Here is a 25,863-nt window from a genome sequence, read left to right as displayed (position 1 = left end):
ATACTCTACCAATCGAGTATGGAGCTGGGTTGAAGCAAATGTAAAAGTTTCACACGCGGCGATAACGTTTTAACGCGATTGTGTTGAGGGTGAGGAACAGAACGCCGTACCCTGCGAGAATCCACAGCGAAACTCCATTGTCCGCAAGACCCTGCCCGCGCAGCATCAACGAGCGCAACACATTCGCTCCTTGGGTGAGCGGCAAGATGTTCGAGAGCGCCGTGACCCAGTCCGGGAAGTTGCGCATGTCGAACATGCCGCTCAGGAAAATCTGCGGGACGACGACGAGCGGGATGAACTGCACCATCTGGAATTCGTTGCGTGCGAAGGCCGAGAGCAACGTGCCAAGCGACAGGGCGACGGTGGCGATCAGCAAGTTCGTCAACAGAACCGACCCGAAATTCCCGACCGAGCGGACATCGAGGACGTAGAGCGCGAACCATTGCACGAAGAGAGTTTGCAGAGCTGCGAAGATTCCGAATCCGAGGAAATAGCCCAGCACGATCTCATAGCGGCGGACCGGCGTGGCCAAGACTCGTTCCAGCGTCCCCGCGGTGCGTTCCCGCAAGAACGCAACTCCCGACAGCAAGAAGACAAAGAAGAAAATGAAAAATCCAATCAGGACAGGCGCGAGGTTGTCGAGTTGCGTCAAGTCACTTCCGCCGTAGAGATAAGAAATTTCCGGCGTCTGTTGGTTCGGCGAGAGGCTGCGTTGCGCCTCTTGGAGCGCTTGGAGAACGGCGCGGTTGACCACCGGATCGGAGCCTTCGAGCATCAGATGAGGCTTGCCGTCTCGGACTTCCAGATACGCATCGGCTTTGAGATCGTTGAGGTCTTGCTTGGCAGAATCGAGCGAGACTTCGTGGATCGTGGCGTCCGTTTTCTTGAGTTGTTCGACGAGCGGTGCCGGCAAGTTGACGGCATCAATCTTCGAAGTCGTCGCCGAATTCGTCATGACGACACTTAACAGCGAGAGGACGAGAAGCGGTGCGACGAAAAGCATCGCAATCGTGCGTTTGTCACGGCCGAGTTGTTTGACGACGCGTTTGCAAAGGGCCCATGTTCTCACAGCGTAACACCTCCAAAGCACAGGAACGCTTCTTCAATCGTAGAGGCTCCCGTTTGTGTTTTCAAAGCTTCCGGCGTGTTCAGTGCCATCATTTTTCCATCGCGCACGAGACCGAGACGGTTGCAATGTTCCGCTTCGTCCATGACGTGCGTGGTGATGATGATCGAGACCCCCTGTGCTTGCAAGCGCAGGAACTCCTGCCAGAAATCCCTTCGTAACACCGGATCGATCCCGACGGTCGGCTCGTCGAGGATGAGAAGTTCAGGTTGATGCAAAAGTGCGACCGCCAGCGACAGACGGCGCTTCATGCCGCCCGAGTATGTCTGAACGGGACGCTTGGCGGCGTCGGTCAACTGCACGAGTTCCAACAGTTCTGCGATGCGCTCCGTGCGTCGCTTTTTCGGGACGCCGTAGAGCTCGCCGAAAAAGTGCAGGTTATCGAGCCCGGTCAGGTCTTGGTAGAGGGCGTCTGCTTGCGCCATGTACCCGATGCGACCGATCTTGCCAAGGCTCGGCATGCGTTCGCCCAGCACCGTGACTTCTCCTGCTGTGTACGTGCCGATGGCGGCGATGGCTTTGACCAGCGTCGTTTTTCCCGAACCGGACGGACCGAGCAGACCGAGAATTTCACCGCGATGCACGGCGAACGAGATGTCGTCCAACACGCGGCGCTTGCCAAATTCCTGCACCAGACCTCGTACTTCGACTACCACTTGTTGATCTCTCTCCATAAGTCAGGACTCCTCTCGCGGCAACAGGCCGTGTAGATACAGATCGACCAGCCGTCGGATTTCGACTTCCTCTTCTTGCAACTGAAACTCCTCCGGGGCGATGTTGCGCATGATCACATAGCCCGCCAACATCGAGAGCAACCCGCGAAACGCCAGCAGCGGGTCGATGGTTCGAAACGTCCCCTTCTCCATCTCTTCTTGGAAAAAGCGCGTTGCCACTTCGAGAATTTGCGGCAGAATCTGCTCGCGAACCGGGGCAAACAATTCCGGTTGAAACGGTGCCTCCGACGCGATGGCTTTGATGAGAGGCAGGTTTGCTTGGGCGAGGTGTACGCGATCTCGAACGAGGTCGGTCATGACATCCTCGACGGGACGGCCCTGCCGATTGTTGAAGATCTTCTCCACGCCGCGCAAGAGCCACGGGCGGAAGAAGCGGAGAAGCAAGGGGATCAGCATGCCTTTGAGCAGGTCTTTCTTGGTCTTGAAATAATTGAAAACGGTGCCCTCCGACACCCCCGCCTCCTTCGCCACTTCACTGGTACGGGAGGCGTTGAAGCCTTTTTCGGAAAAAACTTTGACAGCGGCTTCGAGGATTTGCCAGTGTTTATCAGTCCATTGCTCGGCTGTTTCTTCGATTTGTTCAAGGTTCTGTAGGTCGTCGTTCAAGGGGGGCCCTCCATTGATACAGATTGAGTACTCACTCAGTGAGTCGTTACTCAGAGTATATGACAGATGGGAAGATCATGCAATCGTAAAAAACCTGATCTCCGGGGAGGTCAGGTTTTGGAGAAATCTCATTCAAATCCCATCAAATTACGATGTGCTTGTAAAAAAAGTTGATGGGGGTGAAACATTTGATCCTTTGGTAATCGAATCTTCATTCCCTTTCGGCTTCGAATAAACTCATAATCTGAAGTCTGCGGCAAATCTGATCGGATAAGAACCCCGTAACTATCCGAAATCGAAAACCAACCAACGTCGAAAGCCCAATGGTGCATACGACATAGGCAAAGCCCGTTGCGTAGATCATCACTACCATTTTTACTTTTGGGATAGATATGAGCACTTTGTACCTCAGGATTTCCATCCGGGTCTCGTAGAGAAGAACAGCAGACTGCACAGCGATCATCATATAGACGCTTTACAAGATTTTTGAACTTTTCCTCTCGATTTCGTCTACTAGACACGCTACTCGTACTCGGCTCTGTAAGTGATGGGACCTGTTCTTCTATTTCATTACGGAGCTCTACAAACCTCACAACCTTAGGAACTTCTAATCGAACATTAAAATAAACAATTTGCTCTTGCAAGAACGGTCGAGAGTATCTGAATGCAAACAGTCTTAGACGTGTAGGCAAAGATAGATCAAGTACTGGGTACAGGACATTCTCTTTCATCTTTCGTGCCTCTGCCTCCTCCAGTATTTGTTTTATGAATCGCAACGGGGTAGCCGTTTTGCCACTTTCAAAGCAAGCGGTTACCAAGCCATCCATTTTTAGATCGGAAGTCCCTAACTGCCTTGTGTGCATTCATCGCAGCCTCCTTGCGAATTAATACCTTTCCCATTCTACACATTTCACTTACACTATAAAATACAAAACCAAAAAGGAGTTGTTTTTTGTGAGAGATGCAAAGTTTGTCTGCGAAGGTTGTCATACTAGCTTCGAGTTAGATGTCCTTGACGGAGAGTGTGAATTTTGCGGGGCGAATCTATGTTTAAACTGCAGAGATAAAGGAGATCAAACTCCATGCTGTGGAACCAATTATTAATAAGAGATACATATCAACTACCATCATGGCCCGGTTGAGCTACCTGAATGACTTTGATTTCTACATAGGTTATTGCTTCCAATGGGCTCGAAGGACCTCTTCCACAACCTCTACGTCATAAATCGTCACCGGAGGGCCAGCAGCCACTCTTCATGAATGGCTTCCCCCAACCACGGCTTGCCTCCGAAGGACGATGAGGTCCGCCGATGATGGAAATTTTCTCCTGTGACGTCTTGTCCATGATGTTTCGCCACATTTCCTTGTATCGTTCGATGTAGTTGGAATCCTCATCGTGAACAAATTGCTTCGCCATAGTCGTGGAGATTACGACAGAATCAGCACCAGCGTCCAATCTCCCAAATCCACGATCCCCGTATTACTAACAACAGCTTCGCCCTTCGAGATCGCCGCAAAGATACCGGCATCCAGTTCCTGTAGATCAAAATAATCGGACAAAAAAGTTCGCATGTCGTCTGCCCCTCACTCTTGACCAAATACCAGTACACTTCACAATTTTAACAATCGAGAGGTCACAAAAAAACGCCCCTCCCTCGCATGAAAACGAGGAAGGAGCATCTCTCCAAATCCATTTGGTGCTATCAACAGGACTCGAACCTGTGACCCCTACCATGTCAAGGTGGTGCTCTACCAACTGAGCTATGACCGGGATAAATAGGCGCATATGAAACCGCTTTACGTCAACGTTTTTCCTACGTCAGTCCGAAGGGATCTCCTTCGTTCTTTCTATATAGTAACTTTAGGCGCACCACCATGATGTGTGTCGCATTTTGAAAGTGCAGAGTATCGCGGTCACTGTATATACAACGATTCCTGTATTAAAATTCGTACTTTATATGGAGAGGTGGGCGTGATAGGCTAGGTTGCCATAGCGAACCCTTATAGGGTCGCTTCGCCCAGCAATCACGCCCATAGAGGCTCAATGTAAAGTACGAATTTTATACCACAAGGAGAATATTCCCTCGCCGCGATACTCTACACTTTTCAGTTGCGAAACACAACCATGAATTTGTTTAGATCATAAATGCAAACATCGGTTATAGGAAAACGTTGGATCAAACCCCAGAACGAGAGAAGTTCAGCCATTATGCCTTGTAAGCTAGTATTTATTTTTATACTAACCAAAAATTTCCTAATATCCGTTAGCTACCAACATTTGCATTCCAATAAAGGTTATTCTGGTGTCATCTGTGGAAAAAATTTCCATATAGTTCCCCGGTCCTCCTGTTACTACCGTACCTCCCTCTACAAACCCCTCCTTTAGCATCATTCTGTACAGTTCTTCAAATTCATCTGAAGTTATTTCGTACTCATCATAATTTTTCAAGGCTTTTCTGGCAATATCATTTAAAATTTCGTAAAACTTGCCCATAGTAGAAGAAGCATTGTCCTTGTCTTTTTTAGTAAGTATAGATAGTTGATCCACTAACAATTTATTCTCTTGATCTTTCTTACTGATCTCAGCCGTTAGCCGTCTATTTTCGATTTGAAGTGCATCAATATCACCGGTATTGACAGCGTATTTCCCAGAAACCCATCCAGTGAAAGAATGTTGTTCTTTTAAGTCTGCTATAGTCTTGTGTACGGCTAATTCAATGTCTTTCAAATCATCAAAGCTTTCTCTAAGCTTGCTATCAACAAGCTTTTTGAAACCGACGTACTTTTCATGATTAACGATTTCTCGTACATCGTCCACTTTATCAGCAAGTTTGACCTTCTCGCTTAGATATTTGTCGGTTATAACAACGGCAAATATGGGCATGCCTTTATCTAAAGCATACTCATACTCAAGATGTGTGTAGCTTTTCCCAGTTTTCTCTTCTACACTACCGTATCTTCCACCAAGAATAAGCATATATATATCGGATTCATCAATCCATCTATAAATAGTTTCAAGCTGTTCTTTGCCTGCTTTAAAAAGCTCCATACCGGCAGGTATATGTCCAGCCTTCAGAATTGCTTCTACCGCTGCTTGCCTCTCAGATATAAGATCGGTATACGTTGATGAAACAAATATTTGTAACTTCTTTTTCATCTTGGCCCCTCCCAAATCAACTTTAGATCCTAACTGCTCTTTGATTTGAACCTCAGGGATTGTAGACTGCAGTGGTCTGAAATTCGGTAAGGGCGTTTCAATTTTTTTGATACCATCGTGCGTGATCGAAACCACGCTCGCTTGGTCATCAAGAATTCGTATCAAGCCCTCCTCCTCCAAATAATGAACAATACTATTTACTTTACCTAACTCCAAATCCATTTCGCCAGCAATTGTATTTGTCGAGACATAACGGGCCTGGTCAATAATATATTTCTCATACAGTTTCTGCAAAAAAACGTATCTAATAGTCTGAATTTTCGATATATCAAACATGAATTCCCCTCCTAAGCATCAAACTTCAGTTCTGTTTCACCTCATAATATTAAATCATAAATTAAGTAAACCAGAACTCTCCTCCACTACAATGACATATTATATTTTATATTTTTACATAACATGAATCATATCTAACGAATTTCTTTGCGCTGGTTTCCACCTATGAATTAACTATAATAAAGAGACGACCCATCCTGTAGTCTCCTTGTTATCACTTATTTATAAGCACACGTCTTTCTACAAAAGGTCTCTATGTAACAACAAATCAGATTGATTCAATAACGACTTGGCGTTAGCCCTTGCTCTTGAATATTCCGAAACAAAGATTTTCGTAATCCAGTCGAATCGGATGCATACAGTCGAACTGTCGCAGAACTTGTTCCAGCATTCACTGGTAACCGGAGTGCCGATCAAAGCCATTAAAGACTGAGCAAAAAGGAGCTTGCCAGTGTAGGAGGCTCCTTTTGCTTCTTTGGTGCAATCAAATAAGTTACACTTTGATTATCAGCGCCCCTCTACTCTTAGTGCATACTGTTTCTCTAAATCTGTTACTCGATTGGTATCCCAGATATCAAAATAGAATATACCTTTACTTTTTACTCTGTACTTTTTCACAACATTATCGAAAAATTCTTGAGCTTTAGTATTCATTAAGTTATTGTCACCAGCATAGGCAATGACAAACTCGAATTGCATATTACTTATACTTTTGTAAGATTGTACCGTAATTGTAATATCCGGTAAACAATTATACACCTGTTCCTCAGTTCGACAGATGCAGAGTAATAGGCAATAGTCAATGAATCCATCATCTCCATATACGAAGTAAAAACAAAAATCCCCTGATGGCATTGAAACGTTTGTTTCGGTCACTTCGCCATCAGATTGAGTATTGGTCCATGAAGGGTTACTATAAATCCGTTCCGCATTTTTTAGATTTAAAATTCTATCTATAGTTGTCTTGAAAGTCTCCGCTTCTTTCAGCTTGTTTAACATATTTGTTGTTGCCTCTTGTAGTGACTTTGAACCACCAGTTACCAATTCAACTACTGAAGAGTCTCTATTCTGCTTTGATGTTGTAAGCTTATTACTTTTGATCAATTTCTCCTTTTCCAACAATTCATTACTCAATTTACTAACTTTAGACAAAAGCTCATTGTGCTCTTCAATAGGAACATATCGAATACTTTTTTTATATACAGTTGGTATATCACGAAGAAACGTCTTCTTACTCTTATTAAACTCAACAGAATCGATAGAAGATATTATATTTCTCTGCAAAAATTCATTACTCATTTTATCTAATTGCTCTTCGTTATCTAATTTAATTGCATTAGTTGTTCTTAATGGCGTGCTATCTAAACAATCATAATTCAAGGGGGGGACAATTATCGGGTAGATTGATTTACCAAGTGCCCACGTTGCACCAAGTTCGCACAAACAAAATTTGCTTTCCAAAAAATTCTCAGTAATTAGCATAATAATGAGTTTGCACTCAGAAACATGCGTATGGATATTTTCAATAAAATCTTGTCCGGTTGGAATAGCTCCTAGTGATGTGCAATAGATATCCTGTCTTCGTAAGTCTAACCCTAGTTTTAAGAACTCCACAAACCGTTGTACTAAGACCTTATCTGCCACAGCATGACTAAGGAATATATTATAGGTCATACGATCTTGCCTCCTAAAACTCTAGTTTTACTAGTTATAATATATCAAATACTAGTATTTTGTAAAATAAGTCACGCCACCTATCTAAACTCTCTAGCCTTTACGATTTTGCCTGTTTGTAGGGGCCGTTTCACAAACACTACTTTACCGAAGATAAGACTACCCCCAATTAGCTGATTTCGTATATGAAACTAATGCGGTCATCGTCAACCTATAAGCTATTATGTCAGCAACAACGGCTTCTTGAAATTCCCTTTTATTTCGCACCAATTGAAGAAAGAACTCCCTCATGGTTCTAAATCAGTTATTGACCGTCATAGATCGACAATTCACTAATCCCCCGTTTCGTTCAAAGTTGCGAATGAACGTCAAACTGCTCCTTTTCGGTGGTCATCTATATTTCATATTTTTGCATAAAGGGAAGAGTAATCTATAACGTTCGTCAAGCCAGTTTCGCAGATAACGGAAATGAGTCTCGTAATCGCGAATCGTATAGGGAATGGATCGTTCGGAAATCTTCGCGTTCATGAAAACTTCCTGCGTATCCAATCCCAACGCCCGATGCGTTCTTTTCCGTCTTGCGTCTCGTCTTCTTTTCCAACGTAAACCCTCCTATTGACTCTGGTACGTTGGAGTCTCGACAAAAACAAAAACACCACCGGCAAAAATACCTGTGACGTACACTGACGAACTCAAGACCCCAGTAGACCGACAACCCCAAAAGACTATCACTTCGTAGACTGATCCGTTTTTGCGGTCTATTCACAAACTGTGGAAAAGCTCACGAAAGCCTTACATATCAACAGGCGGAGAGGATAGGATTCAAATCTGCGTGGGATTGCCCCCTAACGGTTTTCAAGGTCGCCCCGTTACGACCACTTCGGTACCTCTCCGTTTGGAAGAGATGCGAAGACCCGCCGTTATTGGCTTTGTAACACTTGCGATTATCGAAATCTTGATTGGATGTGTTGTGCTCCAACGGACTCCACCGTAAAGTATGCAGCGGTCATACGGTCTAGGCAGGAGCTAGAGCGTATTATTAATTGAAGGAACGCACACATAGGTAGTCGTATTTCAGCATACAAAAAGCCTCGGACACTTGGCCCGAGGCATGTACAATTTGATCCGATCCATTCTCTCAATTTCGAATGTCCGTCCTCTGCTGCTTCCCTCGAATACAGCAAGAGGCCAGCGGAACCCCTCAAAAGGATACTAGGAAACTGCGTTTGGACTGTAATTCGTGTTGGTGATAGTTCCCGGGCCGTCAAATGACACCGTCTTTCGTAGCTGACCGTTAATATGGATTCGTAACAAATCCCCTACCAAAGTCCACTTCGACTTTCCCTCCGAAAGTCATGGCCTCAAGTTTTTGCATTCTGTCTCACGTCCCTTTTCAGTTCCAACATCTTCTACCAGCAGATCGAATCTTTGATACCTCCGACAAACTCGAACAGCGAAAGGTTTTTCAAGTTCTTGCAAACTTCTGGGCGACATTTTGCATTTTCTCCTATATGAAACAATGGAGCGATGCATTGAACCATCTCGTATTCGCCGTTCGTTAAGCCCTCCACAAAGCAAACTTCTACTTTACCCGCGAGAATCGTCATGGCCACCCGATCCGTGATGAGCAGACCTGAAATTTTATAATCCGCCTCGTCTTCATCCGACCAAACAATTGTAACGAGATCAAATCCTTCGATTTCCCCGGGACATCTATCGTACAGTTCACGTTCCGCCACGATTCTTCTCCCTCCATCCCTTGAAAATCCGTGCTAACAACGGCGAAGCAACAATTCGACTTGCGAGTTGATTCGTATACACAGATTCATCTTCTGTTTCGGTTCCTGCAACGGACTCCTCACAAACCAACATGAAGGTATTCTCAACCCCCTTTTGTTTCAAAAACTTTTTCACGGCCCATTCGTGGTGGGCTTTCAAGTAGGCATGTTGGAGATTCACCGCCAAGATTTCGCAGACAAAGTGACCATTCACGAAAATCTTGAACCACTTGTCATCGTCTGCCCAGAAAACGAGTGTCACGTCAGAGAATCCCCTGTCTACGCAAATGGACGAAGAGGAAGTCATGGCAGCCCGTAATCAACTCCCAGGCTTGCTCATTTTTTTCACCGTTCTTCACAATTTTCGTGAGCAGGGAGGCAGCCGTGTACAACTCGTCAAGTCTCACTTGTTGCTTGAAGATCGGGATCGCGGTTTCTAACAAGTGAATCACTCTGCCGTGCTCTTGACGGTGCAGATAGACGGACGCCATGAGGAGGTTTGCCCGACCGATCAACAGGAAGTTCTCTTGTTGCTTGCGCTCATGCTTGGTGGTCATGTCGTACTTGGTGAGTACCTGTTGTTCAATGTCCGTGAGCAAGCCCAAGGCTTTCAAACAAAAGACCTGACATTCCTCAAAGTTCTGAACCATCATGTAAATTTGAGCCACGTCCAAGTACAGGCCGGCTTCTTTCTGCGGGTCTTCTACGGCGTACATCGTCGCCATTTTGAGCAAGACTGCGATGGAGTCTTGCCAATTCTCCTTGTTAGCCTGCTCCATCACGATCAATCTCTTGGTTTCGCGGTAATTCGTGATCCGACCCGCCTCTTGAAGCAATCCGATGGCCTTGTTTGCAAGGTCAATGCAAAGTTCCGGCTCCCCTACTGCGTACTGAAGTTCCGCCATTCGCTGATAGAGGATGCCAAGTTCCTCGACGTTATCGGTCAGTTGATTGCAGACTTCCAAGGCTTGCTTGTAGTAAGCATTCGCTTCCTCGAACCGGTGAAGCCTCTTGTTTAAATCCGCGAGATGCATCAAAATCTTGCCCTCTAGCAATGGATCGTTTTTTTGAAGTTCGTATGTATCGCGGGCGTTGAGAGCGGATCGTAATGCTTCGAAGTACATGAGGTTGTTTTCGAAGGTCTCGCTCAGATGAAGGTGAAGATGCACGAGTTTGTGCTGATCGCTGCGCTTGCTTGAACGTGAGTATTCATCCACCAGACTCATGATTAAACGGATAGCCTCGTGGAAGTTCTTCGTTTCCCGGCAACAGATTGCAAGGTTTAGTTTCAACTCATTGAGTTGTATCTCATCATCGAGGTGTTCTGCCTCGAAAAGCTCCTGAAGAACAGGAAGGGCAGAACGATACGAACCCATTGCCATATGAGACATGGCTAACTTATAGCCCAAGAGCTGCATTTTGTTGAAACTAAGGCCCTCGAACAACGAGGACAATGGCGTCTCCAACTTTCTCGCGATGGCCGCGATGGTTGCATAGCTTGGGAGCGCTTTTCCCGTCTCGATCTGAGACATCATGGACGGTGTGATGATTCCTTCCGCGACTTGGGTTTGGGTCAAGCCTTTTGTCATTCGCAAATCTCGAATGCGTTCACCTAGCGTGACGTACCCTTCATGTACTATGTTTTTATCGTCACCGCTCGAATTGTCCATTTCCTACCCCTCCTGTCAAACAAAATAAAAAAACACCGATGCAAGGAAATCCTTACACCGATGATTGTATCTTTTGCTTACACTATAAAAAACCTTGTGTTTCTAGTCTACTTTCACATAAAACAAGAATAAATAACTAAAAATAATAGACCTGTGAAAGGATAGATTGACACGTATCATAACTAGCATGGTGGCACTTGAATGTGGGTGCTACCCGATGTAAGACCCCGGCGGAATCTGGTAAGGTTCCGCAACTACTCCCCCAGAATGGGTGAAACGATATGAACCCCCTGTGCCCTAAAGCCGGTGAGCCATTGTTGGCCCCGATGTATTTGTTTTTCCAAATCGTCAGGAATTGCCTCCCCGCTAAAATTAGCAACATTCACCGGCAATCATGCACTTTACATTGGGGGTTCTATCGTATTTTTTCCAAAGAAAAACCGCCATCAACGAAGAAGGCGGCGAATGTATTATACATTTTTAGTAATGGTGTCCGACCCAGTCCCAATAATTGATACCATCTTGTGGGCAAAAGTTGGATCAGGCCCAATGTCATATGCAACATAATTTGTGTTCTTAGCCCACATCCCCACGCCACATACTACAGCAGCAACAAGAGCAATTCCGAGAATCTTCTTCAACCCTGATTACCTCCTCTGTCCCTTCTCCAGCATTTCTACCATCTTCATGGAAACCTCGAACGCCTTCTGAAAATCGCCCTGTAATTGGTACACCTTTGTACTCAAACGTAATGATTCCGCACTTTCAGCGTACATGCCCATTATAGCACACATCTCACTTGACATTATTGAGTGCTTTACGCATTCATCAAATTCATTCACGATGAAGTTGTATTCCGATTTAGCTCTGTAGTAGTAACCTAAATATCTCGGATTCTCCACGGTTAGTGCATCTCTTCTTACATTAGCTTCTGCAAGGCACTCGCCTGCTAAGGGTAGATCTCTATTTTGAATTGCTATCATGACGGCCTTCGACAACGTAAAAAAGCTCATACCGAGATCGTCCATTTTTTCAAACTCCGATGCAATCTGGTGAAGCTCCACAACTGCTTGTTTATAATCAACTTGGGATCGAACATGAAACTCATAGTACTGTCTTGCTAGGTTTGCCTCTCGCACCAGTTCTAGACTCTCGAATAAAAAACGAGCTTGTGTCATGTGTTCGGTGTTTCCCGTAGCTCGTGCCATATCGAAAAGGGTATTTGCAACTTCCCTCATGTCGGCTACTTTTTCGAAAAAGGAGTAAGCCTTCTCAAGATATATTTTGGCGTCATCTTTGTATCCCAATTGCACGCAAGCCAAGCCGAAGTTTTTCGTCACCCTTGCAGAGATCGCTCCAAACTCCGCAATACGTAAGCTAACCCTGTAGCCTTGTTCAAATGCTGAGTACGCCTTTTCAAAACCATTTAGACGATGATGAGCATTCCCGAGTTTATTATATAGGTCGCACAAAATCTCATCACTTATCGTTTGTTGGACCTGTTGAGTTTGTAAGAAAGGCAGTAGTTGTTCTACTGCCTTCTCAAACATCCCCGCCCTTAACTGACATTCTGTACGATAATTTACTAATCCATCTCGTTGATGTCCCAACAGGTCTTCGCGTTGATCCAATTGTTGAATTAGGTCGAGGGCATGGTTATAATCGGCCTTTTCAATATATACTCTGACCATCTCGATCTGAAAGTCAGCTTCCAACTGTTGCTCTTGCATACCCATGATTTCTCGTAGAGGAACGCCTAATTTATCGGCCAGTTTACCCAAAAGTGCCGCAGAAGGGTAGCTGCGATCGTTCTCAATCCTACTAACGGTAGTGAAATGGCAAAGTCCATCCGCCAACGACTCTTGCGAAAAACCTTTTTCAATCCGTATTTCTTTAAAGCGCTGCCCAATGGAAAGCGACTTATCTACTAGCATATCTGACACCCACCCTAATTGATCAGTAATTCCAATAATTATTATACCGAACGATTACAAGCGTGTATACAGTTTTAACATAAGAGCAGATACATTCACAACAAACTGTGCTGACCAAAAAACACGCCGAAAGATCAGCGTGCTTGAATGTCACTTTTTGTCCGATTTTTTTTCGTGTATGACATTGGGCAGGACTTCATACCGCACGTACTATATCGCCTTTTTTCGCATAATTCAGTTCACCAAGGACGAATTATGAAACTACCAGCAGTTCATCACGACCAACTTAATGATACTCTAGCTCATGCAGGCTTCTACCGGAAACAGTAGCAAGTTGAATACCTATCCCCGAAAATGCTCATAAAGTACCTTAACGTCTTCCGTCATCATTGCCCTTAACCCCACAAAAAAACGCCCCTCCCTCGCATGAAAGCGTAGGAGAGTCGGTTACTCCAAATCCATTTGGTGCTATCAACAGGATTCGAAGCTATGACTTCAACCTATTCTAGGTGGTGCTCAACCAACTGTGTTGAAGACGCAAAAAAAAGGGACTCGACGGAGTCCCTTTTTTCAAAATAACGCGTTTAAGGCCGGCAGCTGGCGATCGTGCAAAAACAGGACGACGTGTACCCGGAAAGATCTCCACCATCGCTTACATCGCTTACAGCGGACATTACTTGAACGTCGAGATCGAACATTTTTTCCACTGGAATAACCTCCTAAAGGATCATATTGTCCAAGGATGTATGTCTCAGTTGTTAGGTGAGGAATCATTGTCAGGGCCCTTCCAACAAAAACCTCCCCTAAAGTATAGCATAAATAGAATTTCATTGCGATAAATTGTGAGAAAACTGTGAATGGAACCGAAGGAGACCAAAAAAACGCCTCTCCCTCGCATGAAAGCGAAGGAGCGGCGTCTCTCCAAATCTATTTGGTGCTATCAACAGGACTCGAACCTGTGACCCCCACCATGTCAAGGTGGTGCTCTACCAACTGAGCTATGACAGCGTATTGGTGCGATCAACAGGACTCGAACCTGTGACCCCCACCATGTCAAGGTGGTGCTCTACCAACTGAGCTATGACCGCGTATGGTGCTATCAACAGGACTCGAACCTGTGACCCCCACCATGTCAAGGTGGTGCTCTACCAACTGAGCTATGACAGCGTTTCGTGAGTGATGAAATGTCGTGGTGACAGAATCTAATATACAGGATTTCTTACGCTTGTACAAGTGGTTTTCGGTAGAAAGTTTTGGTGAAGCATTTCTTCAGTAAAAAAGGAGCCTCCCGTGGGAAGCTCCTTTTTTCCATCACGCCTTACAGGCCGTTGATGTCGCGGATCAAGTTGTACACATCCGGGGTCCCGATGCCGGACGCCAGGTCGTAGCCTGCCGTTGCCGGGTAGTACAAGTTGGAACCGGAGGTGATGTCGTGGTACGCGTTGTACGCTTGCGTGGTGTTGAACATTTTGTAGAGGGTCGGGTTCGCTTGGCCGAGGTTTGCTTTGCCGCGAGCTGCTGCGTATTGGTTGTTCACAGCTGCGATGCCTGCCCAGAGCGGAGCTGCGCAAGACGTGCCGCCGTAAACGGTCCAAGAACCTGCGGAGTAGATCGAGTAGCCGGTGTTCGGATCTGCATCAGCCGAGACGTCCGGAACTTGACGGTAGCCCGTGCTGTAGGAGTTCTGCACGCCCGGGCCGGTTTGCCAGCTCGGCATCGTGTAGACTTTGGACAGACCGCCGCCGCCGCCGTATCTGCGGGTGGTGTTCGACCATACTTTTTCTGCACCGTAGTTGCCCGAAGTCAGCGTCAAGTTGGTGCCGCCAACGCCGGTTACGTACGGATCGTTCGCCGGGTTGTCAACGTCGAGCTTCTTGGTTCCGCAGTCGTACGCGCCATCGTCACCGGACGCTGCAAATACGGATTGGCCTTGCACCGCCATCTGCGAGAGGATGTTGTGCAGAGAGTTCATCGTCGCAGCGTTTGCAGACGATTCGCAGAGGCCCCACGAGATCGAGACGGTCTTCGAGGTGTTGTCGTTCGCGATTTTTTGGTACATGTCCAGTTCGCCTTGGTCGCTGTTCGGAGCTTCGTAGACGTAGACTTGTGCTTTCGGTGCGATCGCGTTGATCACTTCGATGTCGAGTTCCACTTCGCCTTGGCCGGAACCTGCAGCGCCGCTGTACCCATCGACGAGAACCGTTTGCGGAGCCGGAGACCCGAGACCGTATTGGTTGTAGTAAGTGGTGATGTTCGAGCCCACGTAGCCGTCGAATTCAACGAGTGCCACGTTTTGACCCGTGCCGTTGTACGTGCCTGCCAGCGGTGCCACATCATACGCGCTGCGCAGTTCGGTCGGGGTGTATCCACCGGACGGGCCGGAGCCGACATGCGGAGTTTGCAGATCCGGTTTGCCCGCGTTGTTGTGGTGCAGAGCTTCGTTGTTCAGGCCGGTGACGGAGTTGATCACGCCTGCCAATTCAGACGGAACAGACGGGGTGTTCGCGTTTGCAAAGTAGTTCTCGCCTTTGGCGTTGGTGTATTCATTGAGCGTGACACCGAATGCGATTTCCAGTTGTTGAACAGAGCCGGAGACGGTGACGGATTGGTTGTTTTTCGCAACGCCGGTCACGGTCAGGCCGTTGGATGTCGCGAAGTCGGTTACTTTTTGTACATCAGCAGCCGTCGGGCCGAATTTCGCTTGGAATTCGTCCGGCGTGAGGAATTTCTTGTAATTCGAGGACGTCGGGGTGTACAGGTCTGCAATATAGGCGTCGAGTTTGTCTGCGTTGCGCAGGTTCAGTGCGAGCGTGACGGAGACGACGTCGGTCGATTTTTTGTGAGCTTTCAAGGTGCCGTGGGATGCGGCAACAGCTTCATTGCCTTTGAGTTGAACGTGAGCGTTGCTCGAGACCGGGGCGGCCATGGATGCAGCCGGGAGCAATGCCATACTGAAAACCGCCAGCATGGTCGGGACAAGAACTTTGGTTTTTTTCATTTTGGTGATCCTCCCTTTATCTGTTTGGTGTAGAAAGTAAGTTACCTTTTAACAAAGTTCATCATCTGGTAACAACCCTAGTATACTCTATCACCAAAAATTCGGACAAGAATTAATTCATAAACTTGCATATTAATTAATTCCAAATATTAACATAAAAGTATGAAATGCCTATTTTTTATGTCGAATACAAAAAAACACCGTCCTCCACATGCTCGGGAAGGACGGTGTTTTTCTACAACTTAAAACGGGTGGTAGATCGAGTACGCATAGTGGTACAGCGTGGTGACGTACGTTTCATTGGAATTGGAGATCGGAGACCCGAGGCCCATCGGGATGATGTCGTAATAGTGCGTGCTGACCGGGCCGTACCAGGAGTAGTCTCCGACTGCCGGGTTCATGTTCGCGAGGTAGATCGAGAAGTTCCCGCTTGCATCCGTGACGCCGTTCGCACTTTGTTGTCCGAGGCGCTCGTTCACCAGCAGGGTAATCGGCATGCCGGCGATCGCTTGACCATCCGCATCTCGCATCGAACCGTTGACGGTCATCCAGTGCTGTACGCGCCATTTGTACATGCTGGGGCCGTTGTCATAGTTGACGTAGCCGGTAATATTCGGATCGGAGTCGATCGTGTTCAGACCGATTCTCGTCGTTTGACGGCTGACTTGCAGGTGGTAGTTGGCAGCCGGGTCAACCGTTCCCGTCGAGACGACGTGGAAGTAGTAGGTTGTGCCTTGGGAGAGAGCCAACTTGCCGGCCGTGTTCGCCGAGAGACCGCCCATCGACTGCAACGCACCGTTCGCATCGGTTGCAAACATATCGACGACGTAGTTCGAGCCTGTCGGAAGCTGGTCGAACGTCACTTTCGCGTATTCGGTGGTCGACGGGGTGTAACGAACCCAGTCTTGGTCAAATACGTTGTCGAGGTTGCCGAGCACGCTGAAATCGCTGGTTTTCGAACGCGCTTGCCAGAGGTTGTCGTCCGCTTCTGCAGCATCGTAGCCGTACGATTGCGCCACTTCAAACAGGTACGGGTTGTTGGCATCGACGCCTGACACTGAGTTCACGCAGAGGAAGTAGTAGCCCGGTTGCGCGACCATGGCGACTTGGTCGTCGGAGCCGGGGCCGTATGCGGAATATTGTTCATTTTCCAAAGCCCCTGTGGTGTCGTTCATGTGGAACAGATGCAGGTCGTAGTCGACGCCCACCATTTGCATCGCCGGGAGCAACGCGGTCAGTTTGCTTGCATCCGGAGCGTAGAAGTAGTACCAGTCCTGTTGGCCTGCTGTGGACATCGTGTTTTGGTACAGGGTGTTGAGGTCGAGGTAGATCGCGGTGCTCGGGTCGTGGTTGCCGTAGTCGGCAGCCGTGATGCCTTGCGTGGAGAGCGACGGTTTCTTCGCTTTGTCCTTGGGAAGTTTGGTTTTGAAGTGCGAGGGGTCTACCGATTGGAACCCGTTCACGTTGGCAGCTTTGCCCCCTTTGAGGGTGACGCCTGCGCCTGTTGCCTGGGTGATGTGTCCGTTCGCTTTCGGTTGCTTGCTTTCTGCAAACGCTGCTGACGGCAGGACGAACGCCGACGCGAGCAACAGAGCTGCGGCGGGTGTTAGCCATTTTTTCATATCCATTTCTTTTAACTCCTCTCATATCTAAACTATTATCATATAAAAAATTTACCAGATTTCTATGTAAAAGTAAATGTTAACCAGTGAAAAAAATACAGTTTTTTTGTACAAAAAAAAAACGCTCCCTCACTCGTTTGGAAACGAATGAAGGAGCGTTTGCGTTTGGTGCGATCAACAGGACTCGAACCTGTGACCCCCACCATGTCAAGGTGGTGCTCTACCAACTGAGCTATGACCGCAGAAGAAATTGGAGGTGACACCCGGATTTGAACCGGGGATCAAGGTTTTGCAGACCTACGCCTTACCACTTGGCTATGCCACCATCATAATTGGTGCGATCAACAGGACTCGAACCTGTGACCCCCACCATGTCAAGGTGGTGCTCTACCAACTGAGCTATGACCGCAAAGAAACTGGAGGTGGTAACCGGATTTGAACCGGTGATCAAGGTTTTGCAGACCTACGCCTTACCACTTGGCTATACCACCAGAAATGGAGCGGAAGACGGGATTCGAACCCGCGACCCTCGCCTTGGCAAGGCGATGCTCTACCCCTGAGCCACTTCCGCATACCGGTATTCACTTTTTGAAAAAACAATGGTGGCTCGGGACGGAGTCGAACCGCCGACACGTGGATTTTCAGTCCACTGCTCTACCAACTGAGCTACCGAGCCATTTGAAATGGCGGAGCTGACGGGATTCGAACCCGCGGTCTTCCGCGTGACAGGCGGACATGTTAGGCCACTACACCACAGCTCCAGATAAGGTTATGCAGGTGAAACGAAATTGGTGAAAATGGTGGAGAATAGGGGACTTGAACCCCTGACCCCTGCGCTGCCAGCGCAGTGCTCTACCACTGAGCTAATTCCCCACGTGGTTAAATCTCTCGTCGTTCAGCGTGTCATTCGCTGGCGACAGAAGTTATAATATCATGCTCCCCAGACAAAAGCAACACTTTTTCGCTGTAAAAAAAGAGAAACTCTCCGCAGAGAGTTTCTCACGACCGAACAGACTCTTCAGCCGGCGCTTCCACCGACTGTTCCTCTACTTTCAACTTGCCCATCCCCCGCGCAAACTGCACGGTTTCCTGCTTCTTGGCCCGCAGACCGCGCGCGATGTACTCGGACGCAACCTTCGGGTCGATTCGGTCCCCACAGGTGTACACGTCGATGCTTGCGTACTTGTGCTCGGGGAAACTGTGGATCGTCAAGTGCGACTCGGAGATCACGACGACCCCGCTCACACCCAGCGGCGTGAACTTGTGAAACACGACTTCGCGAACTTCGGCGCCCGACTCGATCGCCGCGTTGACCATGATCTTCTCGACTTGTTCGATGTCATTGAGGAGCGCCGGATCACAATCCCACAACTCCGCGATAACATGACGTCCCATCGTATCCAATGCGTCCACTCCTTTCGGGAGGGATCGGCTCAGGCCTGCTCCACTCCTTGAAAGACTCGTACATAGCTTTTCCCGGAACGCATCTCGACCATGTAACTACTATCTCCCGAACTTGCCAAATGCTGGTTGTGCGTAACCATAATGATCTGCCGTCCAAACGCCGTGGAGAGCTGTTTCAAAAACTCCGCCACCGGGCGGCTGTACTCTTCGGACACGTGCTTTCCCGGCTCGTCGAGGATCATCGGCCCGTCGAGCGCCGGTCGATTGGCTTGTAAAAGCGCCGCGCGCAACGAAAGCGAAATCACATCCACAACTCCGCCGCCGCGCGCATCTTGCGGGCGTGTCTCCACGGGAATTTCGCCGCCATACGTCGAGACGACGAGAAATTCGCCCTCCGCTCTCCCCCGCACTTCTTCAATCACGACACGAAACTCCAAGTCCGGATTGCCGAAGATAAACTGCAACGCATTGGACACCATCGTCTCAATCTGACGACGGGCTTGCTCACGGGCAAACGCCGAAGACTCCTGCAGGAGAATTTTGACCTGCTGGAGCTTGTCGATCTCGCCCCGCTTCTCCTGCAAGCGGTCCACGATCTGCGCCTGCTTGCGGAGAACGGCGTCCCGCTCGCCGAGGCGACGGTTGTAGCGGGCGCGCAGTTCGTTCATGGCAAAGTCCAGTTGGGTCAAATCGACACTCATCCCTTGATCAGATCCCACGGGATCATCCCTTCCACTTCATCGGCGAGTTGGGCGATTTCTTGTTCGAGCTTCTGAATTTCCGAGTCCAACGCATCCGGGTCAACGCCCTCTGCGCGAATTTGTTCGAGGATTTCCTCTTGTTGCTTGATCAGGTTGTCTTTGCGGACTTCCGCTTTGAAACGCATGTCTTTCGCTTTGGCGAGACCGTCCTTCAAGGTGGACAGTTTGGTATCCATGATGGTGCTCATTCCGGGATTCCTCCTCTGAATTCTTCTACAAGTCGTTCTGTCGTATGCTCATCAATCGGAGCGAAGCAAACCGGGCAGGAACCCGAATTCTTCAACTCCGCGCTGTATTCTGCGATCAAGTTCCGCAATTCTTCTGCGTTGTTGGCAAGGTAGACGTCCGCTTTTTGCAAGCGTTCCACGTTGTCCACGATCTGGGCCCGCAGCTCTTGCAGTCGTTTTTGTCGGCCGCTCAGCATCGCCAATTCTTCGAGTTTGAACTCGACACGCTCTGTGTGTTGAAGCGCCTGCAACACCCGTGTCATCGAGTGCAGGAGTTGGTCGACCTCGCGTTTTTTCCCGGCCAATTCGTTGAGAAAAAGCGCCTTCGTCCGCATCGCGGCGAGGCGTTCCACACGCTGTCCGACTTCCGGGACTTGTGCGGTTCTTTCGAGCACGAGGTTGACTTTGCCGAGCAGTTGCCCCGTCTCTCCGGTTTTGCGACGGAGGTCATGCAGACGATTCAGCCGTTGACCCGAGTGCTCGATGCGAGAGACGGACTGCTCCGCCTGAGCAAGCTGCGCGGTGCGGTCGAGAACTGCATCTACGCGATTTTTCTGCATCTGCGTGCTCTCGCGATCTGCCGAGAGCTTGCTGAGACGACGGTACGCGGCCAACTGTTTTTCTTGGCGTTGCAGCAGGTCTTGCGCCGTCGAGAGTTGCTCCGTCTCGTGCAAAATCCGATCGGTCTCCTGCAAGGTCTGACGAACCTGCGTCCATCGACTGCGGGTTTGGTTCATACGCAACGATTTGCTTTGGACGGCGCCCGCCAGTTCGAGACGCAACGCCGCGTGTTCGAGGTGTTGCGTTTTTTCCAAAACGTTCGTGACTTCGGACAGTTCGCCCTGTACACGATGATGGAGGTCGCGCAGACGGCGAAGATTTTCAATCCGAGTGCCGAGTTGCTTGAGGCGGGCATGGCGCTCTTCGAGCAGGATCAGGATGTTCTCCATATAGGCAAGGTCGGAGAATTGCATCAGCTCTTCCTCGACCTCTGACAGTTGTTCGCGGTATTGTTTCTCATCCGAATTCAAGCGCGTCAGGTCCCGATGCGTATCACGAGACGCGGCGTCGATAATGTGGACGCCGTTCAAACGACCGATGGCTTTCGCTTTGATCGAGCCTGTTTCCGAAAGCAAAAAGGGAGGCTCCAACTGCGTCCCCAGATGCAGAACGGTCTCCGTGTCTTCATCTAACATGATCTTCGCAACGCCGGTGACATCGCTGACTTCACGAGGTACGGAGTTGCCGAAGCCTTCGTAGATCTGCTCTTCGCCCTCGGCGCTTACGACGATGTAGCGGTTCTTCGACGGCGTGCGTTCACGAGTTACGCGAGCTCCGTCCGCCAATTCGATGGTGACGCGGCATTGGGACGCTCCGACGCGGATGAAGTCGGCGCCGCGCGGCTCGTTGAACAACAGCCAGCGCAACGCACGAATGATCGCCGATTTGCCTTGGTCGGATGCGCCGACGATGACGTTCAAGCCGTCGTCGAACGCCATCTCCGTCAGTTCATGCGATTGAAAATTTTCGATGCGGAGGTTGCGGATGGTTTTTTGGCTCATCGTTTGGTCTCCCCCACGGCGAGACGTTCTTGGGCGGAGGCGATGCGGTTCATCGCTTCTTCGCGGACGTCGCCGGGCAAGCCCTCACGTCCGGCAATTTCGTCGATGATCGCGCCGATGTCGATCACTTTGTAGTCGCCCGCCGCTTTGATTCCTTGTACAAAATCGGCCAACCGTTGCGCGGCAAACGCCGCTTCTTCGTTCTGACTGCGGTCGAGAACTTCGTCGCCGGGCAGAGCCGATTTGAGTCTGATCTTTTTGATCACCAGTTCACCGCTCGTGAAGTCGAGGATGAGGACTTGCGGGCGGCGCTGCGCGTCGGACGGATGGTTCGAGAGTCGCACGAAACCTCCGGGGTTGTAAAAAATCTTGCCGTTGTGCTTCACTTCCGGCCACCCCAGATGGTTATGCCCGCAAAGCGTCAGATGCGCGGCCGTGTCGACGATCTGATCGACCCGCGTATGCGCCACTCCGTCCATAAACGCACGGTCCATGAGCATCCCATGCACCAAATGAATGCCAAAGTCCGCCTCGACGCGGTCCACGCAATAATCGAGACGCGGGTCGCGGCGGTCGAGGTCGTAATGGTAGTGCTGGCCCGACACTTGGACTTTCATCCCGCCGTGTTCGAGGAACAGCGGGTTGCCCGGATGAATCAAACGATAAATTCCAATGCGGTCGAGAAAACCGAGCATCGTGCGCGGCAGAGTGTCAGGGTTGTGCCCAAACACATCATGGTTGCCCGCAATGCCATACGTCGGCACGCCCGCCTCGCCCATGATCTGGACAAAATCGCCACAGACGGCCAGCGACGGGCTTGGGATATCAAACAAATCGCCGCCGTGCAAGATCGCCTGCACACCTTCACGCTTGGCGATCTCATTCACTTCGCGAAACTTCGCCTTCAATGTCGCAACAAAATCATCCGTACGGTTCTGCGGGGAACTCGCGCGGATGTGGGTATCAGTCAGAAACAATAGCTTCATGGGAACGCTCGTCCCCCTTTCTGTTATTATGTAGACTTCAAGCCCGACGAGGCCAATTCCTGCTTGGATGTTCAAAAAAGTGAATTGACAGTTAAACCCAGAGATCGCTATAGTGAGAGCAACGATCTACAGGGAGGACACGCCGATATGAGCAAGTACCCGAACGAACTGGAACTTCATAAGAAGCACTATGAGGAAATTACGGACAAGTTGAAGCAAGACGCGTTTGCACAGTTTCTTGGCATTCAATTAGTAGAAGTCGGACCGGGTCTCGCCATCGCCGAGATGGTCGTGACGGAGAACATGCTGAACGCGCACGGAACGACGCATGGCGGCGTGATTTTTTCGCTGGCAGACTTTGTGTTTGCGGTGGCTTGCAACTCCTATGGAAAAACTTCGGTCGGCCTCAACGCGAACATCGGATTCCTCGCAGGCAGCGTCAAGGGCGACATCCTTCGAGCGACCGCCGTGGAGGAGAAGAAAAACAACCGCACGGCGTGGTACCGAATCAAAGTGGAAGCCAACGGCGAGCTGATCTCGAACTTGGACTGCTTGGCGTATCGCAAGAACGACTATTTCGTGCCGACGGACGACATGGAATAAGAAAAAGGGAATCTGCCCTGGCGGCGGATTCCCTTTTTTTTCGTGGGTGAATGGTCTTAGTCTTCGAACAGATTCCCGAGCGTCCCCAAGATGCTGCCTTCCTCACGACGACCGCCGTTTTGCGGAGCGGCGGCAAAGACGCGGGAAGCGAGGCGCGAGAACGGGAGCGATTGGACCCAGACTTTGCCCGGACCGCGCAGTGCGGCGAAGAACAGGCCTTCCCCGCCGAACATCGCGGTTTTCACGCCGCCGACGAACTCGATGTCATAGGAAACGCTTTGCGTGAACGCCACCAAACAGCCGGTGTCGATGCGCAGAACTTCACCCGGTTGCAACTCGCGCTCGTAGATCGTGCCGCCCGCATGAACGAACGCGAGACCGTCGCCTTCGAGCTTTTGCATGATGAAGCCTTCGCCGCCGAAAAAGCCAACGCCGATCTTGCGTTGAAACTCGATGCCGACAGAGACGCCCTTCGCGGCGCAGAGGAACGCGTCTTTTTGGCAAACGATCTTGCCGCCCAGAGCTGCGAGGTCCATCGGGATGATCTTGCCCGGATACGGAGCGGCGAACGAGACGTGGTTTTTGCCCGGACGACCGTTGGTGAAGACGGTCATGAACAAGCTCTCCCCCGTCAACAGGCGTTTGCCTGCGCCGAACAGTTTGCCCATGAAACCTTTGCCGCCGGAACCGGAGCCGTCACCGAAGATCGTCTCCATCTGAATGCCGTCCTCCATCATCATCAGAGAGCCTGCTTCTGCAACGACGCTTTCTTGCGGGTCGAGTTCGATCTCGACGAACTGCATGTCGTCGCCGTGAATCTTGTAATCAATTTCATGTGCGCTTGGCATGGAATGAGGTTCCTCCTCGTGAGTGGGGTTCTTTTCCTTTTATTGTTCCCCTTCGAGGACGGAAGTCCTCCTTATTGGAGGGTGCCGTGGCCGTTGCGGTGTTTGACTTTCAGGGATTGCTTCGCTGTGTGCGAGTAGTTGCCGAGGTCCATTTTGTTTTTGACACCGTCAGCTCCCGTTTGGTAGGTGCGAAGGGACAGCGACATATCTTGGTCCGGCACGATCTCGAAGTCGGACGCCAAGTCGGACGGGACAAACAGTTGGACGTTGAACAGTTCGCGTCCGGTTTGGCTGTCTGTGACGTTGCCCGTGCGGATGATCAAACTCGTTGAGGCGTCCGAGCTTGAAGTGGTGAATTTGCCGTTTTTGATCTTGACGGTTTCTTTTTTGCCGGATGCGTTGGTGAGGGTGACGGTCGCGTTGAACTCTTCTGGGGTGGAAGTCAGCGAGTAGGCGGTGAGAGATTTGGTGTTCAACGCGGTGTTCGGCGTGCTGTCGATGCCTGTGACCGGCGCGTTCGGGTAGTCTTGGAGAATCGAGAGGACTTTGGAGATGACGTTGTCGTCCTTGACGAGACCCATGTGATCGACGGCCGCGCCTTGGGAGCCTGCGTGAACGTAGTACATCTGCGTGTTGGCGTCTCCCGGGTTCTGCGCCGAAATCAGCGGCACGGTGCCGTCGCCCGCTTTCATGATGTAGTCCACTTGGTTCGGATCGCTGAACCAGCAGGACGAGCAGTAGTTGTAATTGTACGCCACTTCGGTGCTCACACTGTCACTGACGATCGCATAGCGTTTGGCGACGTTCGGTACGGTCGTGTCCCACGCGGTATGTTTTTGCGAAGAGTAGTCAAAAAGGGACTTGTCCGTTTCGAAGTTGCGAAGTTGGGTGAAGTAGCCTTGGGTGGGATTGGTCGGCGTGTAGGTCGGGCTGTTCGTGGAGTTGATCGTACCGCGGCCATAGGTGGAGAACATCAGTTGTTCGTAGCGGTAGGACGGAGCGAGGTGGTAGACGGCGGGCGATTCCTTGGCGATCGTGTAGCCGGTGGAGTTGTCGATCAGGCCGGACAGGGAGAAATTGTAGCCGCCCAATTTTTGCGAGGTGGCGCGGGCTGCGAGTGCGGCGCCGAGATACGGCGTGCCCATCGTGACATAGTGGTTGATTTTCGGAGCCATCTCCGGGTGGGCGAGCAAATAACTTTTCATCAACATCCCGCCTTGGGAATGCGCCACGATATCGACAGAGGATGCGCCGGAAGCTTGCAACGCTTGGTTGATCGTCGCCGTGATCTGGTCGAACGATTTGTCATAATCTTGGCGCCAGTCGTGCGGGAACCCGAACAGCGTAACGCCCGGCACGTAGCCGCTCGCTTGCATGCGTTCGATCATGTGTTGGTAGTACGCGGTGAGGTCCCAACTGTCAGCATCGAGGTGGGAGATGCCGGTCAGACCGTAGTTGTCTGTCAACGGCCAGATGCGGACATCGCTGTGCGTGGGGATCATATCGGTGACGCTTGTGGAGTTCGGGTTGTGTTTCAGTTCGAGGTTGTACTTGAGTTCTTCGTCGTTGACGAGCACGTCGGTCGAGAAGTGGTCGGTGGCTTTGTCCACCCAGACGACGTCCGAGCCGTTGCCGCTGTCGTTGTTGTACCCGTTCGGAATGCCCCAGAGTTGGGAACCTCCGATGCCCGGGAACAAGATCACGGGCGATTTCGTGGCGGCCGATGCTTGGGTGGCGGGCATCATCCACGCGGTGGTGCTGATCGCAGCGATGGCGATCAGGGCGGTGAGTTTGGTTTTTGCGGTCTTCATGTTGGGTGAGACCTCCCTATTTTTTA

General features: G+C 49.9%; 23 protein-coding genes and 11 tRNA genes. 1 reads left to right on the top strand and 33 read right to left on the bottom strand.

Annotation, left to right across the window (positions count from 1 at the left end; all coding sequences use genetic code 11):
* Nucleotides 1-49 precede the first annotated feature (49 nt).
* The 31 genes from JJB07_RS06755 to JJB07_RS06605 form a co-directional block, all read right to left on the bottom strand.
* The gene (locus JJB07_RS06755; RefSeq protein WP_201632530.1) at nucleotides 50-1,069 is read right to left on the bottom strand and encodes an ABC transporter permease; all 1,020 of its coding nucleotides are present in this window, start codon (nucleotides 1,067-1,069) and stop codon (nucleotides 50-52) included.
* Nucleotides 1,066-1,800 carry an ABC transporter ATP-binding protein gene (locus JJB07_RS06750; RefSeq protein ID WP_201632527.1) on the bottom strand — a complete coding sequence of 245 codons (735 nt, stop codon included), beginning with the start codon at nucleotides 1,798-1,800 and terminating at the stop codon, nucleotides 1,066-1,068. Before JJB07_RS06750 ends, JJB07_RS06755 begins: the two co-directional genes overlap by 4 nt.
* A gap of 3 nt (nucleotides 1,801-1,803) precedes the next feature.
* Nucleotides 1,804-2,466 carry a TetR/AcrR family transcriptional regulator gene (locus JJB07_RS06745; protein WP_236587633.1) on the bottom strand — a complete coding sequence of 221 codons (663 nt, stop codon included), beginning with the start codon at nucleotides 2,464-2,466 and terminating at the stop codon, nucleotides 1,804-1,806.
* 128 nt (nucleotides 2,467-2,594) lie between these two features.
* Entirely contained in the window at nucleotides 2,595-3,197 is a 603-nt protein-coding gene (locus JJB07_RS24490) for an HNH endonuclease (RefSeq protein ID WP_430727218.1), read from the bottom strand.
* A gap of 697 nt (nucleotides 3,198-3,894) precedes the next feature.
* Nucleotides 3,895-4,038 carry a hypothetical protein gene (locus JJB07_RS06735; protein WP_201632521.1) on the bottom strand — a complete coding sequence of 48 codons (144 nt, stop codon included), beginning with the start codon at nucleotides 4,036-4,038 and terminating at the stop codon, nucleotides 3,895-3,897.
* A gap of 682 nt (nucleotides 4,039-4,720) precedes the next feature.
* Entirely contained in the window at nucleotides 4,721-5,959 is a 1,239-nt protein-coding gene (locus JJB07_RS06730; protein WP_236587632.1) for a DUF4062 domain-containing protein, read from the bottom strand.
* Between the two features lie 507 nt (nucleotides 5,960-6,466).
* Complete coding sequence (locus JJB07_RS06725; protein ID WP_201632518.1) at nucleotides 6,467-7,633, bottom strand: toll/interleukin-1 receptor domain-containing protein; 1,167 nt, start codon at nucleotides 7,631-7,633, stop codon at nucleotides 6,467-6,469.
* Nucleotides 7,634-9,042: 1,409 nt separating this feature from the next.
* On the bottom strand, nucleotides 9,043-9,372 hold the full coding sequence (locus tag JJB07_RS06720; RefSeq protein ID WP_201632516.1) for a hypothetical protein: 330 nt from the start codon (nucleotides 9,370-9,372) through the stop codon (nucleotides 9,043-9,045).
* Entirely contained in the window at nucleotides 9,359-9,673 is a 315-nt protein-coding gene (locus JJB07_RS06715; protein ID WP_201632513.1) for a hypothetical protein, read from the bottom strand. Before JJB07_RS06715 ends, JJB07_RS06720 begins: the two co-directional genes overlap by 14 nt.
* Nucleotide 9,674: 1 nt before the next feature.
* A complete protein-coding gene (locus JJB07_RS06710; RefSeq protein ID WP_201632511.1) occupies nucleotides 9,675-11,081 on the bottom strand; it encodes a helix-turn-helix domain-containing protein in 1,407 nt (468 codons plus the stop codon).
* A 470-nt stretch (nucleotides 11,082-11,551) separates the two neighbouring features.
* Complete coding sequence (locus JJB07_RS06705; protein ID WP_201632508.1) at nucleotides 11,552-11,722, bottom strand: hypothetical protein; 171 nt, start codon at nucleotides 11,720-11,722, stop codon at nucleotides 11,552-11,554.
* Between the two features lie 6 nt (nucleotides 11,723-11,728).
* Nucleotides 11,729-13,015: a helix-turn-helix transcriptional regulator gene (locus tag JJB07_RS06700; RefSeq protein WP_201632505.1), complete on the bottom strand. Its 1,287-nt coding sequence runs from the start codon at nucleotides 13,013-13,015 to the stop codon at nucleotides 11,729-11,731.
* Nucleotides 13,016-13,599: 584 nt separating this feature from the next.
* Nucleotides 13,600-13,713, bottom strand: a complete 114-nt coding sequence (locus JJB07_RS24485; RefSeq protein ID WP_430727217.1) for an FDLD family class I lanthipeptide — start codon at nucleotides 13,711-13,713, stop codon at nucleotides 13,600-13,602.
* A 234-nt stretch (nucleotides 13,714-13,947) separates the two neighbouring features.
* Nucleotides 13,948-14,023: transfer RNA gene (locus tag JJB07_RS06690), tRNA-Val, on the bottom strand.
* A gap of 4 nt (nucleotides 14,024-14,027) precedes the next feature.
* Nucleotides 14,028-14,103: transfer RNA gene (locus tag JJB07_RS06685), tRNA-Val, on the bottom strand.
* Nucleotides 14,104-14,106: 3 nt separating this feature from the next.
* Nucleotides 14,107-14,182, bottom strand: a tRNA-Val gene (locus JJB07_RS06680).
* 151 nt (nucleotides 14,183-14,333) lie between these two features.
* Nucleotides 14,334-16,013, bottom strand: a complete 1,680-nt coding sequence (locus JJB07_RS06675; RefSeq protein WP_201632500.1) for a S53 family peptidase — start codon at nucleotides 16,011-16,013, stop codon at nucleotides 14,334-14,336.
* 242 nt (nucleotides 16,014-16,255) lie between these two features.
* Nucleotides 16,256-17,641 (bottom strand): carboxypeptidase-like regulatory domain-containing protein, encoded by a 1,386-nt coding sequence (locus tag JJB07_RS06670; protein ID WP_201632497.1) that lies wholly within the window; start codon nucleotides 17,639-17,641, stop codon nucleotides 16,256-16,258.
* A gap of 160 nt (nucleotides 17,642-17,801) precedes the next feature.
* A tRNA-Val gene (locus JJB07_RS06665) sits at nucleotides 17,802-17,877 on the bottom strand.
* Nucleotides 17,878-17,886: 9 nt separating this feature from the next.
* Nucleotides 17,887-17,960: transfer RNA gene (locus JJB07_RS06660), tRNA-Cys, on the bottom strand.
* A gap of 8 nt (nucleotides 17,961-17,968) precedes the next feature.
* Nucleotides 17,969-18,044: transfer RNA gene (locus JJB07_RS06655), tRNA-Val, on the bottom strand.
* A gap of 8 nt (nucleotides 18,045-18,052) precedes the next feature.
* Nucleotides 18,053-18,126: transfer RNA gene (locus JJB07_RS06650), tRNA-Cys, on the bottom strand.
* A gap of 5 nt (nucleotides 18,127-18,131) precedes the next feature.
* Nucleotides 18,132-18,206, bottom strand: a tRNA-Gly gene (locus JJB07_RS06645).
* A 29-nt stretch (nucleotides 18,207-18,235) separates the two neighbouring features.
* Nucleotides 18,236-18,311 (bottom strand) — tRNA-Phe (locus tag JJB07_RS06640).
* Between the two features lie 8 nt (nucleotides 18,312-18,319).
* Nucleotides 18,320-18,396 (bottom strand) — tRNA-Asp (locus JJB07_RS06635).
* A 37-nt stretch (nucleotides 18,397-18,433) separates the two neighbouring features.
* Nucleotides 18,434-18,508: transfer RNA gene (locus JJB07_RS06630), tRNA-Ala, on the bottom strand.
* Between the two features lie 126 nt (nucleotides 18,509-18,634).
* Nucleotides 18,635-19,039 carry an adenosylmethionine decarboxylase gene (speD, locus tag JJB07_RS06625; RefSeq protein WP_347338320.1) on the bottom strand — a complete coding sequence of 135 codons (405 nt, stop codon included), beginning with the start codon at nucleotides 19,037-19,039 and terminating at the stop codon, nucleotides 18,635-18,637.
* 29 nt (nucleotides 19,040-19,068) lie between these two features.
* Nucleotides 19,069-19,758 carry an OLD family protein gene (locus JJB07_RS06620; RefSeq protein WP_201632492.1) on the bottom strand — a complete coding sequence of 230 codons (690 nt, stop codon included), beginning with the start codon at nucleotides 19,756-19,758 and terminating at the stop codon, nucleotides 19,069-19,071.
* Nucleotides 19,737-19,988 carry a hypothetical protein gene (locus JJB07_RS06615; protein WP_201632489.1) on the bottom strand — a complete coding sequence of 84 codons (252 nt, stop codon included), beginning with the start codon at nucleotides 19,986-19,988 and terminating at the stop codon, nucleotides 19,737-19,739. Before JJB07_RS06615 ends, JJB07_RS06620 begins: the two co-directional genes overlap by 22 nt.
* Nucleotides 19,985-21,589, bottom strand: coding sequence for an AAA family ATPase (locus JJB07_RS06610; RefSeq protein WP_201632487.1), 1,605 nt, complete (start codon nucleotides 21,587-21,589; stop codon nucleotides 19,985-19,987). The genes JJB07_RS06615 and JJB07_RS06610 overlap by 4 nt, the downstream gene beginning before the upstream one ends.
* Nucleotides 21,586-22,575, bottom strand: a complete 990-nt coding sequence (locus tag JJB07_RS06605) for a metallophosphoesterase family protein (protein ID WP_201632484.1) — start codon at nucleotides 22,573-22,575, stop codon at nucleotides 21,586-21,588. Before JJB07_RS06605 ends, JJB07_RS06610 begins: the two co-directional genes overlap by 4 nt.
* Nucleotides 22,576-22,722: 147 nt before the next feature.
* Between JJB07_RS06605 and JJB07_RS06600 the strand changes: the two genes are divergently transcribed.
* Complete coding sequence (locus tag JJB07_RS06600; protein ID WP_201632480.1) at nucleotides 22,723-23,178, top strand: PaaI family thioesterase; 456 nt, start codon at nucleotides 22,723-22,725, stop codon at nucleotides 23,176-23,178.
* A 56-nt stretch (nucleotides 23,179-23,234) separates the two neighbouring features.
* On the opposite strand, the gene JJB07_RS06595 is transcribed toward JJB07_RS06600, so the two are convergent.
* Both JJB07_RS06595 and JJB07_RS06590 read right to left on the bottom strand, forming a co-directional pair.
* Entirely contained in the window at nucleotides 23,235-24,026 is a 792-nt protein-coding gene (locus tag JJB07_RS06595; RefSeq protein WP_201632477.1) for a TIGR00266 family protein, read from the bottom strand.
* Between the two features lie 71 nt (nucleotides 24,027-24,097).
* Complete coding sequence (locus JJB07_RS06590; protein ID WP_201632474.1) at nucleotides 24,098-25,837, bottom strand: lipase/acyltransferase domain-containing protein; 1,740 nt, start codon at nucleotides 25,835-25,837, stop codon at nucleotides 24,098-24,100.
* Between the last annotated feature and the right edge of the window lie 26 nt (nucleotides 25,838-25,863).

Source organism: Tumebacillus amylolyticus, assembly GCF_016722965.1.
Lineage (GTDB): Bacteria > Bacillota > Bacilli > Tumebacillales > Tumebacillaceae > Tumebacillus > Tumebacillus amylolyticus.
The sequence above is the reverse complement of the archived record's forward strand: the minus strand, read 5'-3'. Positions and strand labels throughout refer to the sequence as shown.

Bases quoted from the DNA above. Each gene is read 5' to 3' on its own strand.
- JJB07_RS06750 (WP_201632527.1), bottom strand. From the start codon at position 1,800: ATGGAGAGAGATCAACAAGTGGTAGTCGAAGTACGAGGTCTGGTGCAG.
- JJB07_RS24490 (WP_430727218.1), bottom strand. From the start codon at position 3,197: ATGAAAGAGAATGTCCTGTACCCAGTACTTGATCTATCTTTGCCTACA.
- JJB07_RS06735 (WP_201632521.1), bottom strand. From the start codon at position 4,038: ATGCGAACTTTTTTGTCCGATTATTTTGATCTACAGGAACTGGATGCC.
- JJB07_RS06730 (WP_236587632.1), bottom strand. From the start codon at position 5,959: ATGTTTGATATATCGAAAATTCAGACTATTAGATACGTTTTTTTGCAG.
- JJB07_RS06725 (WP_201632518.1), bottom strand. From the start codon at position 7,633: ATGACCTATAATATATTCCTTAGTCATGCTGTGGCAGATAAGGTCTTA.
- JJB07_RS06710 (WP_201632511.1), bottom strand. From the start codon at position 11,081: ATGGACAATTCGAGCGGTGACGATAAAAACATAGTACATGAAGGGTAC.
- JJB07_RS06700 (WP_201632505.1), bottom strand. From the start codon at position 13,015: ATGCTAGTAGATAAGTCGCTTTCCATTGGGCAGCGCTTTAAAGAAATA.
- JJB07_RS24485 (WP_430727217.1), bottom strand. From the start codon at position 13,713: ATGTTCGATCTCGACGTTCAAGTAATGTCCGCTGTAAGCGATGTAAGC.
- JJB07_RS06675 (WP_201632500.1), bottom strand. From the start codon at position 16,013: ATGAAAAAAACCAAAGTTCTTGTCCCGACCATGCTGGCGGTTTTCAGT.
- JJB07_RS06670 (WP_201632497.1), bottom strand. From the start codon at position 17,641: ATGGATATGAAAAAATGGCTAACACCCGCCGCAGCTCTGTTGCTCGCG.
- JJB07_RS06615 (WP_201632489.1), bottom strand. From the start codon at position 19,988: ATGAGCACCATCATGGATACCAAACTGTCCACCTTGAAGGACGGTCTC.
- JJB07_RS06610 (WP_201632487.1), bottom strand. From the start codon at position 21,589: ATGAGCCAAAAAACCATCCGCAACCTCCGCATCGAAAATTTTCAATCG.
- JJB07_RS06605 (WP_201632484.1), bottom strand. From the start codon at position 22,575: ATGAAGCTATTGTTTCTGACTGATACCCACATCCGCGCGAGTTCCCCG.
- JJB07_RS06600 (WP_201632480.1), top strand. From the start codon at position 22,723: ATGAGCAAGTACCCGAACGAACTGGAACTTCATAAGAAGCACTATGAG.
- JJB07_RS06595 (WP_201632477.1), bottom strand. From the start codon at position 24,026: ATGCCAAGCGCACATGAAATTGATTACAAGATTCACGGCGACGACATG.
- JJB07_RS06590 (WP_201632474.1), bottom strand. From the start codon at position 25,837: ATGAAGACCGCAAAAACCAAACTCACCGCCCTGATCGCCATCGCTGCG.